13 protein-coding genes are annotated in these 18,062 nt (G+C 69.3%); 8 read left to right on the top strand and 5 right to left on the bottom strand.

What is annotated here, in order from left to right; genetic code table 11:
- Window positions 1-30: 30 nt before the first annotated feature.
- The 3 genes from FB468_RS12020 (at window position 31) to FB468_RS12030 (ending at window position 4,820) form a co-directional block, all read left to right on the top strand.
- On the top strand, window positions 31-1,518 hold the full coding sequence (locus FB468_RS12020) for a 3' terminal RNA ribose 2'-O-methyltransferase Hen1 (protein WP_141887555.1): 1,488 nt from the start codon (window positions 31-33) through the stop codon (window positions 1,516-1,518).
- Window positions 1,515-4,154: an AAA family ATPase gene (locus tag FB468_RS12025; protein ID WP_141887556.1), complete on the top strand. Its 2,640-nt coding sequence runs from the start codon at window positions 1,515-1,517 to the stop codon at window positions 4,152-4,154. Before FB468_RS12020 ends, FB468_RS12025 begins: the two co-directional genes overlap by 4 nt.
- A 168-nt stretch (window positions 4,155-4,322) precedes the next feature.
- Window positions 4,323-4,820, top strand: a complete 498-nt coding sequence (locus tag FB468_RS12030; protein ID WP_141887557.1) for a glutathione peroxidase — start codon at window positions 4,323-4,325, stop codon at window positions 4,818-4,820.
- 46 nt (window positions 4,821-4,866) lie between these two features.
- Here FB468_RS12030 and FB468_RS12035 read toward each other — a convergent pair whose 3' ends face one another.
- The 5 genes from FB468_RS12035 to FB468_RS12055 form a co-directional block, all read right to left on the bottom strand.
- Window positions 4,867-5,472, bottom strand: coding sequence for a hypothetical protein (locus FB468_RS12035; RefSeq protein ID WP_141887558.1), 606 nt, complete (start codon window positions 5,470-5,472; stop codon window positions 4,867-4,869).
- A 79-nt stretch (window positions 5,473-5,551) separates the two neighbouring features.
- The gene (locus tag FB468_RS12040; RefSeq protein ID WP_141887559.1) at window positions 5,552-6,154 is read right to left on the bottom strand and encodes a hypothetical protein; all 603 of its coding nucleotides are present in this window, start codon (window positions 6,152-6,154) and stop codon (window positions 5,552-5,554) included.
- A gap of 71 nt (window positions 6,155-6,225) precedes the next feature.
- Window positions 6,226-8,121, bottom strand: a complete 1,896-nt coding sequence (locus FB468_RS12045) for an alpha/beta hydrolase (protein WP_141887560.1) — start codon at window positions 8,119-8,121, stop codon at window positions 6,226-6,228.
- 183 nt (window positions 8,122-8,304) lie between these two features.
- Window positions 8,305-9,033, bottom strand: a complete 729-nt coding sequence (locus FB468_RS12050) for an SDR family oxidoreductase (protein ID WP_170219582.1) — start codon at window positions 9,031-9,033, stop codon at window positions 8,305-8,307.
- A complete protein-coding gene (locus tag FB468_RS12055) occupies window positions 9,026-11,140 on the bottom strand; it encodes an FAD/NAD(P)-binding protein (protein ID WP_141887562.1) in 2,115 nt (704 codons plus the stop codon). Before FB468_RS12055 ends, FB468_RS12050 begins: the two co-directional genes overlap by 8 nt.
- Before the next feature lie 225 nt (window positions 11,141-11,365).
- Here FB468_RS12055 and FB468_RS12060 point away from each other — a divergent pair, with 225 nt between their 5' ends.
- From FB468_RS12060 to FB468_RS12080, 5 genes are all read left to right on the top strand, one after another.
- Window positions 11,366-13,018 (top strand): TIGR04028 family ABC transporter substrate-binding protein, encoded by a 1,653-nt coding sequence (locus tag FB468_RS12060; protein WP_141887563.1) that lies wholly within the window; start codon window positions 11,366-11,368, stop codon window positions 13,016-13,018.
- A 21-nt stretch (window positions 13,019-13,039) separates the two neighbouring features.
- Window positions 13,040-14,008 carry an ABC transporter permease gene (locus FB468_RS12065; RefSeq protein WP_141887564.1) on the top strand — a complete coding sequence of 323 codons (969 nt, stop codon included), beginning with the start codon at window positions 13,040-13,042 and terminating at the stop codon, window positions 14,006-14,008.
- Window positions 14,005-14,922, top strand: coding sequence for an ABC transporter permease (locus FB468_RS12070; protein ID WP_141887565.1), 918 nt, complete (start codon window positions 14,005-14,007; stop codon window positions 14,920-14,922). Before FB468_RS12065 ends, FB468_RS12070 begins: the two co-directional genes overlap by 4 nt.
- Entirely contained in the window at window positions 14,919-16,682 is a 1,764-nt protein-coding gene (locus FB468_RS12075) for a dipeptide ABC transporter ATP-binding protein (protein WP_141887566.1), read from the top strand. Before FB468_RS12070 ends, FB468_RS12075 begins: the two co-directional genes overlap by 4 nt.
- Window positions 16,683-16,751: 69 nt before the next feature.
- Window positions 16,752-18,062, top strand: coding sequence for an alkylhydroperoxidase domain protein (locus FB468_RS12080; protein WP_141887567.1), 1,311 nt, complete (start codon window positions 16,752-16,754; stop codon window positions 18,060-18,062).

Consider the following 18,062-nt stretch of genomic DNA (forward strand, 5'->3'; position numbering starts at 1 on the left):
CACGCCCGGCCCCCGTGCAACAATGGGCCGGTGTACGTTTCGCTGAGCACCACAACCGCACCCGTCGAGGATCTGACGTTTCTGCTGCATAAGCATCCGGGTCGCGCGCACACGCGGAAGCTCTCGGTCGGCGCGGTGAGCGTCGTCTGCACGGAGCTCACCGACGAGCGCTGCACTGTCGCGCTCGCGCTTGAGGTCGACCCGATCGGGCTGCTGCGCGGCCAGGGCGCCGCGATGGAGAGCTTCACGCTCGGCCAGTACGTGAACGACAGGCCGTACGTGGCTTCTTCGCTGCTCACCGGCGCGATCCGCGGGGTGTATGGCACGGCCCTCGCGGGCAACTGCGAGGCGCGGCCCGAGCGGGTTGCGGCGCCGCTCGAACTCGAGGTGCACCTCCCGACGGTCGCCTGCGCTGATGGCGCGCAGCTCATCCGTAGGCTGTTCGAGCCGCTCGGGTGGGCGGTGTCGGCGAGCGCGCTGCCGCTCGACCCCGAGGTTCCCGAGTGGGGCGACTCCGAAATCTTCGACGTCAGGCTCTCGGGCACGGAGGTGCTGCAGCACGCGCTGCAGCACCTCACCATCCTGCTGCCCGTGCTCGACGACGCGAAGCACTACTGGGTTGACCAGTCAGAGAACGACAAGCTGCTCAGGCACGGGGGTGAGTGGCTCGCCACTCACCCGGAGCGCGAGCTCATCCTGCGCCGCTTCCTCAGGCACCAGCGTGACCTCATCGCCGCGGCAGACGCAACAGACGTCGCAGCGACGGCAGACGCGGCAGACGCGGCCAGCACTGCAGACACCGCAGCCACCGCAGGAACGGGTGCGGGTGTGCCAAGCGCTGGCGATCCTGAACGGGGATCGGCGGCGACCGGCACCCGCCAGCCGTCGCTCGCCCGTGAGCGCCGCGAGGCCGTGCACGCCGAGCTCACGCGGCTCGGCGCGGCGACCGTGCTCGACATGGGCTGCGGCCAGGGCGCGCTGCTCGCGCCGCTCGCGCGTGACCCGCGCATCACGCGCCTGGTGGGGGCCGACGTTTCGGCGCGTGCTCTCGCGCAGGCCGCCCGCAGGCTCGGGCTCGACGACGCCCCAGGCGGCGCCGCCGACCGCTCCTCAGACTCGATCCGCGCGAAGGTCGGGCTCATCCAGTCCTCGCTCACGTACCGCGACGATAGGCTGCGCGGCTTTGACGCGGTGGTGCTCATGGAGGTCATCGAGCACCTCGACCTCGAGCGCGTGCCGGTGCTCGAGCAGACGGTGTTCGCCGACGCGCGCCCCGGCCACGTGATCGTCACGACCCCGAACGTCGAATACAACGCCGCCTACCCGGGCCTCGCGCCCGGTGAGCTGCGCAACCACGATCACCGTTTCGAGTGGACCCGCGCGGAGTTCGCGGCCTGGGCCGAGCGGGTCGCGCTCGCGCACGGCTACACGGTGGTGCTGGCGGGCATCGGGCCGACGGCCGATGGGCTCGGCTCGGCAACGCAGATGGCGACGTTCACGCGGGGAGGAACCAAATGACCGAGATCTCGATCCCAGAGGTCGCGCTCGTGCTGCTCGTCGGCGCATCAGGATCGGGCAAGAGCCGATTCGCCCGCGAGCACTTCGGCCCCTACGAGACCGTGTCGAGCGACGAGTGCCGCGGCATCGTCTCGAACGACCCGAACAACCAGGCGGCGACGAAACCCGCGTTCGAGCTGCTCCACACGATCGCTGCGGCGCGCCTTAAGGCCGGGCTGCTGACGGTGATCGACGCGACGAACGTGCAGCCCGAGTCGCGCGCTTCGCTCATCAAGCTCGCGCGCGACCACGATGTGCTGCCCGTCGCGATCGTGTTTGACCTCGCCGACTCAGTGCTGTTCGAGCACGACCGCGGCCGCGACGACACCCCGCGCGGCGAGAAGGTGATTCGCCGCCAGCAGGGCCAGCTGCGCCGCTCGATGCGCGGCCTCAGGCGCGAGGGCCTGCGCGGCGTGCACGTGCTCAGCACGACCGACGAGGTCGCGGCCGCGACGATCGTGCGACGGAAGCTCCTCACCGACTTCCGCGACGACCACGGCCCGTTCGACGTGATCGGCGACGTGCACGGCTGCCTGCCCGAGCTGGAGGAACTGCTCGGCGCGCTCGGCTACGTGATCGTGCGTGACGACGCGGGGCGGGCGATCGACGCGAGGCACCCCGAGGGGCGCCGCGCGCTCTTCCTTGGCGACCTTGTCGACCGCGGGCCCGACTCGGTTGGCGTGCTGCGCCTCGCGATGGGCATGCACAAAGCGGGCCACGCGCTCGCCGTACCAGGCAACCACGAGGAGAAGCTCGTGGCCGCGCTCGACGGCAAGCGGAAGTCGATGGCGCACGGCCTTGCCGAGACGATGCTGCAGCTCGCGGGCGAGTCCGACGAGTTCAGGCGCGAGGTGCGCGATTGGGCGCACGGTCTCGTCTCGCACCTCGTGCTCGATGACGGCAGCCTCGTCGTCGCCCACGCGGGCCTGAAAGAGGCGTACCACGGCCGCAGCTCTGGCCGGGTGCGCGCGTTCGCGCTCTACGGCGACACGACGGGCGGGGTCGACGAGTTCGGTCTGCCGGTGCGGCTCGACTGGGCCGCCGACTACCGCGGGAAGGCCACAGTGCTGCACGGCCACACCCCGGTCGAGCAGGCCGAGTGGTTCAACAACGTGATGTGCCTCGACACCGGCTGCGTGTTCGGCGGGAAGCTCTCGGCGCTGCGCTACCCCGAACGCGAGCTCGTCGAGGTGCCCGCCCGCGAGCGCTACGCCGACCCGGTCAGGCCGCTCGCTCCGCCGCGGGGAACCGTCGCGCGTGACGGGGGCGATCAGGATCGCCAGCGGCCTGCCGCGCCCGCCGCCGGGCAGCCGGGTGCTGGCCCGGGTGCCGCCGCGCCAGCCATGCCCCGCGCTGCGGGCGAGCTCCGCGCAGCCGACGTGCTCGGTAAGCGCGTCATCGAGACGAAGCTGCACGGCCGGGTCGGCATCAGGGCCGAGCACGCCGCCGGCGGGTTCGAAACGCTGAGCAGGTTCGCGGTCGCGCCCTCGTGGCTCCCGTACCTCCCACCGACGATGGCGCCGTCTCCGACGAGCTCCGAGCCCGGGTACCTTGAACACCCGCGCGAGGCCTTCAAGGTGTTCGCTACCGCGGGCGTCGAGCGCGTCGTGTGCGAGGAGAAGCACATGGGCTCGCGCGCGGTCGTGCTGCTGTGCCGCGACGAGGCGACCGCCGCGAAGCGTTTCGGGGGTCAGCCGGGTGAGACCGGCATGGTCACCACCCGCACCGGGCGGGCGCTCTTCGAGCGTGAGCTCATGGAGGAGTTCCTTGCCGGGCTGCGAGGGGCGGTTGACGCCGCGGGGCTCTGGGACGAGCTTGAGACTGACTGGATCCTGTTCGACGGCGAGATGCTGCCCTGGTCGCTGAAGGCTGGAGACCTGCTCACCGGCGTGTATGCCCCTGCGGGAGCCGCCGCGCGTGCCGGGCTCGGCGCGGCGGTCGAGGCCTTCGCCGCGGCCTCAGCGCGCGGCGTTGAGGCCGCGAAGCTCGAGGCCCGCGCGGGTGAACGCCTCGCCGACGCCGAGGCGTTCACCCGCGCCTATCGGCGCTACGTCTGGCCGACCTCGGGGCTCAAAGGCGTGAGCTTCGCGCCGTTCCAAGTGCTCGCGACCGAGGGGCGGGCACGCTACGGCGATCCTCACCCCTGGCACCTCGACATTGCGAACAGGCTCGCCGACGCGGCTCCCGAGCTCGTGCGGCGCACCCGCTCGCTCACGGTCGAGCCCGCGAACGCCGAGAGCGTCGAGGTCGGCGTTCGCTGGTGGGAGGAGCTCACCGAAGCGGGCGGCGAGGGCATGGTCGTGAAGCCTGAGCAGTCGGTTGTGCTCGGCAAGAAGGGGCTCGTGCCCCCGGGGCTCAAGGTGCGCGGACGCGAGTACCTGCGGATCATCTACGGCCCCGAATACCTGGAACCCGTGAACCTCACGCGGCTGCGAGACCGCGACCTCGGGCGCAAGCGCTCCCTTGCCGGCCGCGAGTTCGCGCTGGGCGCGGAGGCCCTCGACCGGTTCGTCGCGGGTGAGCCGCTCTGGCGGGTGCACGAGGCTGTGGCCGCGGTGCTCGCCCTCGAGTCTGACCCGGTCGACCCGCGGCTGTAGCGGGGTCGGCTCGTTCAGCCCCACCGAATGTAACCTGCGCATCGTATGCCCGAATCTGGGAATCTGGCATACGATGCGCGGTTTGCAGGTGTAACAGCCGAATGGGCCTGGGAGCTGCGCCCCGAGCGGAGTAGGTTTGGGGGAGAACCTCATGGGGCAGGAGACAGCATGCGTGAAATCGAAGTGAAGCTTGCAAACGGCGAGAGCCGGAAGTTTGGGGAGCTCGCGCCCGGCGCGGCCCTCGTCGTCAACGTCGCCTCGAAGTGCGGGTTCACGCCGCAGTACGCGGGCCTCGAAGAGCTCTACCAAGAATTCCGCGAGAGGGGCCTCGCCGTCATTGGCATGCCGTGCAACCAGTTCCTGATGCAAGAGCCGGGTACCGACGAAGAGATCGCCGAATTCTGCACGCTGAACTACGGCGTCACCTTCCCGCTGCTCGCGAAGGGAAAGGTCAACGGCCGGGGCACCGAGCCGCTGTTCAAGGAGCTCCGCAAAGGCAAGGATGCCGCGGGCACGGGCGGCCTCGTCCGCTGGAACTTTGAGAAGTTCATCGTGAGTCGTGACCCCGCGGGCGGCGGCGCCCCGACGGTCACGCGTTTCCGCTCGGCCACCGAGCCGAACGACCCGGCGATCCGAGCGGCGATCGAGGCCGCGCTCACCGCCTAACGCCTGATGAGGCCGTTTGGCCAGTCATGGTCAGTGCGTGCGGTTGCTATTTGGGGATGGCATCAGACCAGTCAGGGAAGGGGATGTAGTCGCCGGGCAGGGATTCTCGCGGGAGTGTGTTGTCGGCGTAGCTCCCGGGCACCCGGTCCACTACCGCCGCTTCAAGTGCGGGTTCGTCGTTGGTCCAGTAGAGCTCGCTGCGGACAGCGAGGCTGTAACTGCCGTTTGAGTGGACGGTGTATTCCAGCCAATAGCCGTCGTCGGTGCGGCCCCACACGGTCTTCCACCCTCCAGAAGCTTGCTCTTCGACGCGCCAACCTTTGCCTTGGTAGTACCGACGCATTGGCTCTAGATCGGCCGCTGAACCGGTGGCGCCTGGCGGCTGTATGACGCGGCTGTCTATCACGTCGTAGCTGGTGTCGCCGTCTGAGCCGGGGAGCGTGGTTCCGCGGACGCCCCCAGCGTAGCCACTGTGCGGTAACAGTACGGTTCCTGTCCAAATCCAAGGGCCTTCGCTGATTTGGAGCTGAGCGTCGGCGAGCAGCTCGTGTGCACGTTCGTAGCGTTCACCGTACAGTTCGTATTCCTCTTGCAGGGTCAGCTCCGCGACCTCTGCCCGGGCCATTCCTGCGTTATCCGTTGCCTCCATCATTCCTCCACACCCTGCTAGCGACGGTCCAGCAAGCAGGAGTATCGTCGCTGCGGGCGTCTGCCAACGTACCCGGCGGTGGTTATTTGGTGACGGCATCAGGCCAGTTTGGGAAGGGGATGTAGTCGCCGGGCAGGGATTCTCGGGGGTAGGTGCCGTCGGCAAAGCTGCCGGGAGTCAAATCTGAGATTACGGACTCTAGTGCGGGTTGGTCGTTGGTCCAGTAGAGTTCGCTCCGGACGACGAGGTAGCGGGTGCCGGGTTCTCTGACGGTGTAGCCAAGCCAGTAGCCGTCGTCGGTGCGGCCCCACACTGTTATCCAGTCGCTTCCGACCTGTTCCTCGACGGGCCAGCCGTTTGCCTTGTAGTAGCGGCGCATGGTTTCGAGTTGCGCGGCGCCGTTGGTATCTTTGGGGTCGATGACGCGGCTGTCTGTGACGTCGTAGCTGGTGTCGCCGTCCGAGCCGGGGAGCGTGGTTCCGCGGACGCCTCCCGCGTAGCCGCTGTGCGGTAGCAGCCCAGTTTCGCCCCAAATCCAGGGGCCTTCGCTGATCTGGAGTTGAGCGTCGGCGAGCAGCTCGTGTGCCCGGTCGTAGCGTTCACCGTACAGTTCGTATTCTTCTTGCAGGGTCAGCTCCGCGACCTCTGCCCGGGTCATTCCCGCGTTATCTGTTGCTTCTACCATTCCTCCACACCCCGTCAGCGTAAGTATTACTGCCATTAGTGCCGCAGCTGAGGCTCCGCGCCCGGCCCGCACTAGTCGGCCTTCCCCGTCGCCACGACCCACGCGATCTCCGCGAGCGAGGTCGAGTTTGCGCTGAGGTACCCGACCTCGCCGCTCACCGCAGGGTCGGGCGACATCGCGTGCCCGTCGACGGCGACCGTGCCCGCTGCGGAGTTAGCGCCCGTGGGAATCACGGCGACCTCCTCCATTCCGACAGGGTTCTCTCGGTGGCCGCCAGCGAGAGCGTTACCCACGCGAGCAGTGCCCGTGAGCTTCGCGTCACTCGTGCTCTCGGCGGCGAACACGCCCTTCGCGTTGAGGTCGTTCCTTTCGATGCCGCCGCTGAAGCCGACCGAGCCGTAGGAGACGAACGAGGTCACCTGGTGGCGGGTGCGCGTGAGCGCGATGGCTGCGGTCGGTGAGCCGTATGAGTGGGCGAGTACTGTGACACTCGGTAGGGGTCTGCCGCCGCGGCTGTCGACGATGCCGTCGAGAAAATTCGCGAGCCTCGCACCGCCCGCGAGCTCCCGCTCGGAGGAGGCCACTTCGGGCGGAAATGTCTGTGGGGCGTGGTATCCGATCCACGACACCACGGCGAACGATGTGCCCGGCTCGAACCAAGTCGTCTGCTTCAGCAGGTCACCCGCCGCCCTGACCATCGTGTCTGCCGTGTTCTTTGGGCTCGAGATCGCGCCTGGCGTGTTCACGGTGACGTTTGCGGCTGCGTCGAGATCACCAAGCGAGATCGCGCCGACGACGGCGCCCTCGTGCACGCCGAAACCGACGAGCTGCGCGATGCTTCCCGCAGCGCCGGGAAGGGCCCTCGCTGCGCTGTCAGCTTTGTCAAGCGCATCCTGTAGTCCCGCGACCTGCTCCGTGAACGCCTCGATGCTCATGCCGCCAGCGTCTTTGAAACCCATCACCTGGTACACCAGTTCGGGGTAATCGCTTGCCGCGCGGAGCACCGCTCGAGAAGCGATGTCTCGCACCTCAGCCGAGAGGCCGTTGAGGTTTCCGAGTGCCATGAGCGCGGCCAGGGTCGCCGCGGTCGGTTGCTCACCTGGCCGGGGTACGAGGGCCTCGATGTCGGCAGCGGTGAGACCGAGCGCCAGGAACAGCTTCGCGACCTCCTCTGAAGTGAGGCCGGGTTGGAGCAGCGACGTGAGGTCGGGTGACAGCCTAGACATCGCGATGGTATCGAGCACAGCGTCCGATACCGAGCCTCCCGCCTGCTCAAACGCGTCGGCGATCCGGTCAAGCCAATCGGCGTCCTCTCGGTTCTCGGAAAGGTAGCGTTCGAACCCAGAAACGAAGGTCGCTGAATCGATCTGCGCCCAGCTGCATGACTCCAGAAACTTCACCCACGACTCCTTGAGGCGGATGAGGTACTGCTCGATTCCAGAATCGACGCCACGCGTCTGCCCCGCAAACGTGCGCAGCAGCTCAGGGTCGGCGGAGCTGCGTTTCCCAGAGCCGCCGCTGGCGGAGCGCGCCCGCTCACGGGCCCGAAATGCTGCCGAGATGGGTGTCGGATGGATTCGCTCTTCTGAAGGTTTCGGGTCAAGCATGGCCGTGAGCTGGAGTGGTTGGAAAAGGTCGCCTCCCGCACGTTCCTGCTCGCGTGCGAGTTCTCGCACGCGCCACTCCGCGAGCTTGGTGAGGCGTTCTTCCTCTTGTTCAGCTTGGCGGCTCACGATTGAGATTCCCTCGTCGGTCTCGGCAAGCACACGACCGAGCCGACCGCGATCCTCCGCTTCGATCACGTTCGCGGCTGCGAAGAGCGTTGAGTACGAGCCGGAGAACCCGTTCGCCGCGCGGTGTGCTCCGTCTCCGCGCCAACCGAGGTGGCGATCCAGGGCCCGCTCGGCCTCAGACAGTGCGGTCTTGAGCGCGCCCGCTGCTTCGAGGTCAAACTTAATCAGCTTCACGTTGCCCTCCTGCCGTCACATCGTTGTGGTTGTCCGTATACGAAAAAGGGGGCCGACGAAGGGCCCCCACCAGCACCATACGCCATCGATCCCGGGAACAACACAGAGTTCGGCGAACTCAGAGGGCGATCCCTTCGCGCGGGCCACGCACCCGGCTGCCCGAATACCGGCGGTGAAGCGTTCTTACAGTCGAGCGATCTCCTGGCGCGGGCGCACCGCGATGTCGGTGAGTTGCACGTCGGCTGGCGCATCGACGACAAAGCGCACGGTCTCGGCGACCGACTCAGGCCTGATGTAGCGCTCGGGCCGGTAGTCGGCGCTTGGAATGTTCGCCCGCAGCATCGCGGTGTCGGTCTGGCCGGGAGCGAGCGTCACCACCCGCACCCTAAAGGGCTCCTCATCGATGCGCAGTACGTCAGCGACTCCCCGAAGCGCGTGCTTCGTCGCCGTGTAGACCGCGCTGCCGGGAACGGGACGGGTGCCAGCGCCGGAGCCGATGAAGACGACGGTGCCCTGAGATGCCCGCAAGAGCGGCAGGGTGAGACGGGTGAGCTCGGCCGGCGCGGTCACGTTTACCGCGAAGTGCTCGGCCCAGTCTTCGGCGCGCGCGTCAGTCACCGAGAGCGAGCCACCCCGCGCCGCGGCGTGCACGAGCACGTCGAGCCTGTCGAGGCCTTCGGCGTGCTCGGCGAGCGCCGCCCCGTCGGTGAGGTCAACGGCCCAGGGAACGGCCCCGGTCTCGTCGGCGAGCTCCGCAAGTTCCTCGCGCCCGCGTCCGACGGCGATGACCCGGTGCGTCGTAGCGAGCTCCCTGACGATTGCCGAGCCCATGCCGCCAGTCGCCCCCGTGACGAGTGCGACGGGGCGGGCAGAGTGGCGTGCGAGCTCGAAATCGGTGTGGGGGTTAGGCACTGAGGGCTCCTTCAAGGGTTGGTGTCGCCGCGGCTGTGAGCGCGACGGTGAGGGCGCTCGCCGCAACGCGGTCGGTCTCGCGCAGCATCGGGGGGTCTGTTCCAGGCATCGGGCTGATGATGGTGCCGTGGAGTGTGTCATCGACTGGGATACCCGCGAAGTGTACGCTCTCGTCAATGGTGCCGTTGGCGCCGATGAGGCGGCCCGTCGCCTCGTCGATGTCGATGCCGCCCGTTGCGGCGGTGGCCCCGGTGCGCGAGGAGATCGCGAAGGCTCGTGCGCGGCCGGCGTCGAGTAGCGATGTCGTGAACGGGTCGCGCGTCGTGCGCACGTCGTGGAACTCCATCCACGCGTCGACGAGGGCGCGCGACGTGACCTCCGAGCCGCGGACGGCCGGCGACGACGCGACGAAGCCGCGCTCGTCGACACCCACCGTGGCTTCGGGCCCGATGAACCGGACGAGGCCCGCCGCCGCGAGCGCGAGCAGTTCGTTGTTGCGGAACGCGGGCGGCCCCGACCCGACCATGCCCCCGAGGGCGGTGAGGAGCGCGAGCCCGCTCGCGCGCGACTCCGCGTCGAAGCCGCCGAGGGTTCCGACCTGGGCTGCGAAGCCCCGCGCAGAACTCACCGACCACAGGCCGGCCTTGACGGGGCTGTCGGCGCCGAGGTCGACCTCGCGGAGGTCGGCGGCGACCCGCTCGACCACCCAATCGCTGAACGCCTCGGGCGATGGGAACTCGCCGCGCACGGGGGCGATCTCACCGGCGAGATCGAGGCGGTCAGCGGGGTCTGGAATGAACGGGGCAACGGCTCGGGCGACCTCGCGGGCGACGTCACCGAGGTCGGGGGAAGACGTGCCGGAGGCCGCGGGAGCGATCACCGTGCGGATCGCGGCCTCGATACCGGCCAACGCGGTCTGAGGATCCTGGCGTCCGCCGTCTTCGACCGAACCAAGCGCGTCGGGCCGCACCCTGCCGAGGGTCTCGGCGTGCGCGAGGAACGCGTCGCCGACGATGCGGGGCCAGAGCGCCGCGTCGAAGTTGATGGGCCGCGGCACCCGCTGCCAGTCGACCTCGCGCAACAGGCGCTGGTCGGCACGCGGCGGGAGCGAGCCGTAACGCGACTTGGCGCGAAACGGAACGCCGCGCCGCGACGTGACGTGCACGACCGACTCTCGGCCGGACGCGACGTAGCGCAGGCCGCCGGGCTCGCCAGGAGCGGGGACGAAGCTGCCGCCGCGGCCCTGAGTGAGGAGCGTGACGGTGTCGAAGAAGCCCATGCCGAGACCGCGCACGATGACAGCTTCGCCGGGGAGGATCGCGGCGAGGTCTTGCTCGACGGGGCTGCCCTGGCGCACCCAAGTGAGATCGGGCCGCGCCGAAACGCGGGCGGCGAGTGCCGCGTCCGCCGGGCTCTGGGTGCGCGGCAGCCAGCCTGTCGCCGCGATCACCGCATCAGCCGTCACGGTGCTGCCAGTGGCAAGCCCGTCTCGGCTGAGTGTGAGACGCTCGCGGCCACCTTTCCGCTCGACGGCGATTGCGCGGGCGCGGTGGTGGATCACGGTCACCCGCTCAGGGAGCTCGGTGATCGCGCGGCGGAAGAACCACGAGAGGTACTCGCCGTAGAGGGCGCGGCTCGGGTGCGACTCTGGGCGAAGCGCGGCGAGCTCTTCCCGGTACTCGGCTGCGAGGCCGGCGCGCGCGGGGTAGGCGGCGAAGGTCGCAGCTCGCGAGTGCGGGATCTCCTCGTCGGCGCCCCGCTGTGGTGCTTCGGAGCCGAGCGCGGCCTCGCGGGCGAGCACGCACCACTCGTAGAGCGTTGGGCCCTCGACGACATCGCCAGAAACCGAGCTGCCGGGCTCGGTGAAAAGTGTGACCGCGTCGGCGAGCGTGTTCATGCAGAGCTCGCGGGTCTGGTCGGTGCGCCAGATGCGCCCGGGGCCGGGTTGCCCGTCGTCAATGAGGTGGAGCTCGAACTCAACCTGCGTTGAATCCGCGGAGAGGTGGACGCCGAGGCGCTCGATGAGGGAAGCGCCGCGCGGGCCGAGGCCCACGATGGCAATGCTCGGAAGCGTGTCGTGCACGTCGGGTGCTGCGGGGGAGGGCATGTGGCTGATCCAAATATGTTCGCTGGGATTATGGCTCTTATAACCCTAGCTTGGGTTGATTTGAGGCCACGACTCGAAGTTCGTTGGGTTACGCAGTGTGACGGGTGTCGCGTGTGGCGCGTTGCGCGGGGTGCACTCGCCATGCAAGGATAACGTCTCGTAATGCCACGCAGAAGCAAACCATATGTTTCTTGCGTTCACGCCCCGACCACGGAGACCGAATTCATGTCACGCACACGCCGCACGGCCCTCGCCGCGCTGTCCCTCGCCGCAACGACCGCGCTGCTCGCGGGCTGCGCAAGCGGCGCGACCGCCGGTGAGAAACCAGCGGGCGACCCCGCCACTGGCGGAACGCTGAGCTACCTTGAGCCGCAGGCCTGGACAACGCTGTACCCGCCGGCAGGCGGGTTCTACCCGAACGGCGGCATCGTGAACAACATCACCGACAGGCTGCTGTACCAGGACCCGGAGACGCTCGAACTCGGGCCGTGGATCGCGACCGAGCTGCCCGAGGTGAACGCCGACGCGACGGAGTACACGTTCACGATCCGCGACGACGTCACCTACTCTGACGGCACGCCGCTCACCGCGGAGAACGTCGTGAAGAACATCGACCTCTACGGTAAGGGCGACGCAGACCGCGCGCTCACCCCGTCGGAGGCGATCAACAACTACGACCACGGCGAGGTCATCGACGCGACGACCGTGAAGTTCTTCTTCTCGGCGCCGTCTCCGGGCTTCGCGCAGGCCGTGTCAACGATCAACTCGGGGCTCGTTTCTGACGCGACGCTCGACCTCGATAGCGAGGGGTTCGGCCCCGGCAGCGCGACCGAGGTCATCGGCAGCGGCCCCTTCGTCGTTTCTGACGAGAAGATCGGCACTGAGACGCAGCTCACGGTGCGCGAGGACTACGACTGGGCGCCCGAGGCTGCGGCGCACGACGGCCGAGCCTACCTCGACGGCATCACCTACACCGTCGCGGGCGAGAACAGCGTGCGCGTCGGCACCGTCGTCGCGAAGCAGGCCGATATCGCCCGGCAGATCCCGGCCCCCGACGAGCCGCAATTCGCGGCACCCGGCCTCGCCATCCAGGCTGCGTCAACGAACGGCGTGACGAACAGCCTGAACTTCCGCTTCACGAACCCGCTGCTCAGCGACATTCGCGTGCGGCAGGCGATCATCGCTGGCATCGACCGTGAGGCCATCGTGAAGACGCTCTTCACCGACAGCTACCCGCTCGCGACGGGTGCGCTCGCGAAGACCGCACTCGGCTACCTCGACACCTCCGAGAACTACACCTACGACCCCAAGCAGGCTGCGAAGCTGCTCGCAGAGGCGGGCTGGAAGGCAGGCAGCGACGGTGTGCTCGAGCAGGCCGGCAAGCGCCTGAGCATCACGTTCAACGAGGCCCAGCCTCAGCCGCGCTCCAAGGAAGTTGTCACGCTCATCCAGGAGCAGCTGGGCGAGCTCGGCATCGAGGTCAACCTGTTCTCGGGCGACTACGCGGCGCAGACCGCGGCGAGCCTCGACGCCGACACGATTCAGGTCTACCACTCGATGGTCGGCCGCGCCGACTACGACGTGCTGAAGTCGCAGTTCTTCTCGACGAACCGCAACACCCTCCTGAACTACGACACGGCGACCCAGAAGAATGCCGACCAGCAGCTCGACGACCTGCTCGCCGCGGTCGCGTCGTCGCCGACCCCCGAGGCGCGGGCCGAGGCGTCGGCCGCCGCGCAGCGCTACCTCGCTGAGCAGGCCTACATCCTGCCGCTCTTCGAAGAGCCCCAGGTCTACGGCCTCACCGACGCGGTGCAGGGCTTCGCGACGGAGTCGGTGGGCCGCCCGAACTTCTACAGCACCTGGCTGAACCGCTAGCACCCGAAGGGCCCGATCCCAATGCCATACCTCGCAAGGCGTCTCCTGCAAGCGCTCCTCGTGCTTGCGCTCGCCTACACGGTCGCGTACGTGCTGCTCGCGGCGCTGCCCGGCGACGCGGTGCTCGCGCGCTACGGCAGCCCCGAGCTCGGGCTCTCGCCCGAGCAGCTCGACGAGATTCGTGAGAGCTACGGCGCGGATCGGCCACCCCTCGAGCGCTTCTTCGACTCGATCCTGTCGTTTGTGCGCGGCGACTTCGGGTACTCGGTGAACAGCGGCGCCGCGGTCTCGACCCTGCTCGCCGCGGCGCTGCCGTCGAGCCTCACGCTCGCGCTGTCGAGCCTTGTCGTCGCCGTCGTGCTCGCCGTGACGATCGCGTTCACCGCGAGCTACGGCGGCTGGGGCTGGCTGCGCCGCCTCTTCCGGGGGCTGCCGCCGCTGTTCATATCGCTTCCCGTGTTCTGGGTCGGCATCATGCTCATCCAGTTCTTCTCGTTCAAGCTCGGGCTCGTGCCGGCGATCGGGGCGACCGGGTTCCAGGGGCTCGTGCTGCCCATGCTCACCATCGCGATCCCGATCGCCGCCCCGCTCGCGCAGGTGCTGCTGCGATCGATCGACGAGGTACGCACGCAGCCGTTCGTGACCGTCGTGCGAGCCCGCGGCGCGAGCACATCGTGGCTGCTCTGGCGAAACGTCGCGCGCAACGCGCTGCTGCCGACGCTCACGATGGCCGGTGTACTGTTCGGCGAGCTCGTCGGCGGCGCCGTCGTCTCTGAGACCGTGTTCGCGCGAGCCGGGATCGGGCAGCTCACCGCCCAGTCCGTCGCAACTCGCGATACCCCCGTGCTGCTCGCGATCGTCGTGCTCGCGGCGGCGACGTTCGTCATCATCAACCTCGTCGTCGACCTCCTGTACCCCGTGCTCGACCCGCGGCTGCGGACGCGTGCGACCGCGCGGCAGACAGCGAAACTCCAGGGAGCCCTCCGATGAGCATCCTCACCCCACCCGTGCGGGCCACCCAGCCTGCAGCCCAGCCCGAGGCTCAGACCACAGCCCAGCCAGCCGGCTCCCCACCTGAGAACGCCCGCGGCCCACGGAAGACGGAAGCGTGGCGTCGCGTGGCTGGGTTCGCCGTGCCGGCGCTCGTGATCCTGCTCGGGCTCGCGTGGGCGATCGCGCCGGGCCTCTTCGCGCACGGCAGCCCGACAGAGACTGTTGGCGCGGCGCTGCAGAGCCCGAGCGCCCAGTTCTGGTTCGGCACTGACGCGACGGGGCGTGACCTGTACACGCGCGTCATTTACGGCGCCTCAGAGTCGATCGTCGGGGCGCTCGTCGCGGTGCTCGTCGGCTTTGTGGTCGGCACGACCATCGGGGTGCTCGCTGGCGCGGTCGGTGGCCTCCTCGACGAGGCGCTCATGCGGGTCGTCGACGTGCTGCTCGCGATCCCGGCGCTGCTGCTCTCGCTCAGCGTCGTGATCTTGCTCGGGTTCGGCACCACGAACGCGGCGATCGCTGTGGGTGTGACGTCGATCGCGGTGTTCGCCCGGCTCGCGCGTTCGCAGGTCGTGAGTGTGCGCGTGAGCGAGTACGTTGAGGCGGCCTACGGCTCCGGCGGCACGTTCTGGACGGTGCTGTGGCGCCACATCCTGCCGAACTCGCTCACCCCGGTCGTGGCGCTCGCCGCGCTCCAGCTCGGCTCCGCGATCTTGCAGATCTCGACGCTCGGCTTCCTCGGCTACGGTGCCCCGCCCCCGACGCCCGAGTGGGGCCTGCTCATCGCCGAGGGCCGAAACTACGTCGCGACGGCGTGGTGGCTCACGGTGCTGCCCGGCCTCGTCGTCGTCGCAATTGTGCTCGCAACCAACCGACTGAGCCACGCAATCCGAGGAAGAGAACCAGCATGAGCGACAAGCAACTTCTGAGGGTGCGCGACCTGCGCGTTGCCTACGACACCCCCGCCGGGGAGGTACACGCGGTCCGCGGGGTCTCACTCGACGTCGCGCCGGGCAAGGTCACCGCCCTCGTCGGCGAGTCGGGCTCGGGGAAGACCAGCGTGGCGCAGTCGGTCATCGGCCTGCTTGCGGGCAACGGCCGCGTCACCGGCGGCGACATCACGCTCACGAGCGCCGCGCACGGCACGGAAGAGCTCGCCGGCCGCTCCGAGCGCGCGTGGCGAAGCATCCGCGGGCGCAGGATCGGGCTCATCCCGCAGGATCCGGGCAACTCACTCAACCCTGTCCTCCGCATCGGGGCGAGCGTCGGAGAGGCACTCCGCATTCACGGTGTGCGCGACAGGCGGGCCGTCGATGCCCGCGTGCTTGACCTGCTCGACCGCGTCGGCATCGACGACCCTGAGCGCCGCGCGCGCCAGTTCCCCCACGAACTCTCGGGGGGCATGCGACAGCGCGTGCTCATCGCCGCGGCCCTCGCGCTCGAACCAGAGCTCGTGATCGCGGACGAGCCGACGAGCGCCCTCGACGTGACCATCCAGCGCACCGTGCTCGACCTGCTCGACAGGCTGCGGAGCGAGACGGGCATGGGCGTGCTGTTCATCACCCACGACCTCGCCGTCGCGGCTGACCGCTCTGACTCGATCGTCGTCATGCAGGGCGGCGAGGTGCAGGAGGCCGGGCCGTCGGACGAGGTGCTCGCGAACCCGGCGTCGGAGTACACGAGGAAGCTCCTCGCGGATGCGCCCTCGCTCACCCGCGTCGTCGTGCGGGATCGGCCCGCGGCGGCGGCGGCGCCTGCTGGTGCTGGGGCGAGTGCTCTTGCTGGGGTGGGTGAGCCGCTCGTGCGGGTCGCTGACCTCAGGCAGGAGTTCGCGACCCCTGGCCGCCGTGACCCCTTCGTCGCCGTTGACGGCGTTTCGTTCGACGTGGCGCGCGGCACCACCCACGCGCTCGTCGGCGAGTCGGGTTCGGGGAAGACGACGACGGGCCGCGCGATTGCTGGCTTCCAGCGGCCGACCTCGGGTCAGATCACCGTCGCGGGCACCGAGCTCGTCGGTCGGCGCCCCGGCCGCGACTTCCGCAGGCACACGCAGCTCGTGTACCAGAACCCCTACGGCTCGCTCGACCCGCGGCAGAGCATCGGTGCCACGCTCGGTGAGCCCCTGAGAAACTTTAGGATCGGCACGCGCGCCGACCGGGCCTACAGGATCGCGCACGCACTCGACCTTGTCGCGCTCTCGCCGGAGATCGCGGGGCGGAAGCCGGGCGAGCTTTCGGGCGGGCAGCGCCAGCGGGTCGCCATCGCTCGGGCCCTCATCGTTGAGCCCGAGCTTGTGGTGCTCGACGAGGCCGTCTCGGCGCTCGATGTAACCGTGCAGGCTCAGATCCTTCGACTGCTCGCCGACCTGCAGAGCGAGCTTGGGCTCACCTACGTGTTTATCTCGCACGATCTCGCCGTCGTCCGGCAGATCGTCGACACCGTTTCGGTGTTGCAGCGCGGCCGCCAGGTCGAGTACGGCGACGCCGAGCGTGTGTTCGTCAACCCGCAGCACGAGTACACCCGGGCGCTGCTCGACGCGATCCCTGGTGGCGGGCTGCTCGCTTCGGGTGCCTCGGGTGTCGCCGGTGTCGCCGGTGCCGCCGGTGCACCCGGTCTCGCGGGCGACGGGTCGTCCGCCTCCGAGCGCCTGCTTGTTGGGGCGGCCCGCTGAACTCGGCGGTTCCCCCTGCACCGCGGCTTCGCGCCGCTCTCCCACCCTCTTACCCCAGCGAAGGACATCATGACCACAGCACTCACCGCCGACATCATTGACCTGCTGTCGGGGCTTACCCCGGGCGACGAGCTCGCACGGCTGCGCGACCTGCGAGCGCAGGCGCGCGAGAACGCGCAGTTGAGCTTCGTCGCGCTCCTCGAACCCGAGAACCCCGGCCAGTTCTCGCTCGCCGAGCGCTACGCGGTCGCGCTGTTCGTCGCCCAACTCCACGGCTTCGCAGACGCCGAGGCGTTTTACGCCGACGTGCTTGGTGACGAGGCGCCCGCGCTCGTCGATCTGCTGACCGGCCCAGACGGGCTCGCCGCGCACGCAGCAGCGAGTGGCCCCTCGGGCAGCTACCGCGAGCCCGGCCTGCACGAAGAGAGCACCGCCGCCCGGGCCTGGACCCCCGACGAGGCCGACACGGCCGCGCTCGGGGAACGGCTCGCGGCCGCGCTCGCTCACGCCCACCTGCTCGTGATCCGGCCCCGCGAGGCGTCGCCCGCGGCCCTCGGGGCGCTCGTCGACGCTGGCTGGTCAGCCGACGACATCGTGTCGCTCTCGCAGCTCATCGCGTTCCTCACCTTCCAGCTCCGCGCAGCGTGGGGGCTGCGCGCGGTCGCAGGCAGTGCACCCGGCGGCGCTGCGGCGCCGGCGGATCCTGCGCTTCCTGTTGTTGCCTCTGGCGAATCCTCGGCTGGGCAGGTGTCGGTGGCGGCCTCCGCGCTCATCACCGAGTACCCCGACCTCAGCCGCCCGGAGGCGTTCACTCAGCAGGGGCTGGGCTGGGTGCCCTGGCTCGCCCCGGTCGCGGAGGCCGACCTTGCGGCCGACCAGCTCGATGCGCTCGTCGACCCGGCCCGCGCGAAGATGCCGTACTTCCGCCTGCTCGCGCGCGACCCGGCGGCGCTCCGCGCCCGCACGCTCACCGACCTCGACATCTTCTTCAACGTCACGGGCGGCGTGGGCCGTGCCGAGCGCGAACTCGCGGCGACGGCGGCCTCGCGGCACAACGGGTGCGTGTTCTGCGCGTCCGTGCACTCGGCCGCGGCGACCCGCGAGTCGGGCAGGCGCGACGACGTGCAGCGGCTGCTCGACGAGGGCGTTGGTGCCGACCTCGGCAGCGACTCATGGAACGCGATCGTCAGCGCCTCCGTCGCCCTCACGAACACGCCCCTCTCATTCGGTGAGACCGACGTGCGCGGCCTCCGCGACGCAGGGCTCGGCGACGCCGAAATCATCGACGTCGTGAACGGGGCGGCGTTCTTCAACTGGGCAAACAGACTCATGCTGTCGCTCGGTGAGCCCGAGCTGCCCGCGAAGCGTGTTGAGCAGTGA

This window comes from Leucobacter komagatae, assembly GCF_006716085.1.
Lineage (GTDB): Bacteria > Actinomycetota > Actinomycetes > Actinomycetales > Microbacteriaceae > Leucobacter > Leucobacter komagatae.